Raw genomic sequence first — 1007 nt, forward strand, 5'->3', positions numbered from 1 at the left:
AGCATGGCTTGAAGTCCCTCACGCTCGAAGCTGACCCCGGAAAATCCATCATCCACGAAAAAGCGGGTGTTAAAGAAATGGTGGTCGTCAGCGTACCTTTGCAAAATGATTTTTTGATTTTGAATGCTCTCACTCTCGTCAGCCTGCATATCCTCTTGGCTCAACCTGCAATAGAGGGTGGTGATTTTGCCTGCTTGCAACATGGTAGTCCTCCTTTCCGGCGGCAGGCAAGCATGGTTATGTACTGAGATGCCATTTTACCACAAACCGCCGCCCGTGTCAGCTCAAAAATTCACTGTTTGTCAAATATTCTGCTTTGTTCCATGTCCTTTTTGATAAGTTTGCGGATTTTCCTGTCCAGACTGTCCGTGGCCCGGTCGCTGGGTGAGGCGCAGACAAGATAGGTCGTTTTGCCGATTTGATGTTTTGTCGTGGTGACTTCACGCTGATTTTTTGGCAAAGATGTTCCCCCTTTCCAAAACGCAGGACAAGGCCCGCAGGCGGGAGAAACAGGGAAAGGGTAAGCTGTTCCTCCTGCTGGGGCTGGTTATCAGTTCACACCGAGAATGGCGCGGATGAGTTTGTTTTCCAGGCGGCTTTTCATGTACTCGTCCAAGCAGGCGTGGGGACAGCCACTTTCATCGTAGACCGTCCGGGTGCAGAGCTTGTTTATGTAGCCCTCATAGTACCGCAAGACCTGCTCCACGGCATCGGCGTCCCCGGCGCGGGCCGCATCGCTCACCGCCAGCGGCAGCAGTTCACGGCCTTTGTAATTACGGCGCCTCATGGTACTAACCTCCTTTCCTCGCTGTCAGCTTTGTCCGCAGGACTTTCAGCGATTTGGTTCTGCGCCGCTGGACGGCACTCCGGGACAGGCCCAGGGCCTCGCCGATCTCGCGGTCTGTCAAATCCAGAACCAGCCGCAAAATTAAAATGCTTTGCTCCTGCTCTGGCAGACCGGCAAAGGCGTCGGCCACTTGCTGGCTGCTGATCGGCAGGTCGTAGCC

At 54.2% G+C, this 1007-nt stretch carries 4 protein-coding genes; all 4 read right to left on the reverse strand.

Features of this window, described 5'->3' with window-relative positions; all coding sequences use genetic code 11:
* The coding region (locus D1159_RS18970) for a recombinase family protein (protein WP_161847131.1) at positions 1–203 on the reverse strand (203 nt) is incomplete at its 3' end.
* 89 nt (positions 204–292) lie between these two features.
* Positions 293–460 (reverse strand): hypothetical protein, encoded by a 168-nt coding sequence (locus D1159_RS18975; RefSeq protein ID WP_161847132.1) that lies wholly within the window; start codon positions 458–460, stop codon positions 293–295.
* A gap of 90 nt (positions 461–550) precedes the next feature.
* A complete protein-coding gene (locus D1159_RS18980; protein WP_161847133.1) occupies positions 551–787 on the reverse strand; it encodes a helix-turn-helix domain-containing protein in 237 nt (78 codons plus the stop codon).
* A 4-nt stretch (positions 788–791) separates the two neighbouring features.
* The coding region (locus D1159_RS18985) for a sigma-70 family RNA polymerase sigma factor (RefSeq protein ID WP_161847134.1) at positions 792–1007 on the reverse strand (216 nt) is incomplete at its 5' end.

The organism is Pseudoflavonifractor sp. 524-17 (genome assembly GCF_009935845.1).
Classification (GTDB): Bacteria; Bacillota; Clostridia; order Oscillospirales; family Oscillospiraceae; genus Pseudoflavonifractor_A.

What these genes read in the sequence shown, in the direction of transcription:
- D1159_RS18980 (WP_161847133.1), bottom strand. Translation starts at nt 787, where the DNA reads ATGAGGCGCCGTAATTACAAAGGCCGTGAACTGCTGCCGCTGGCGGTG.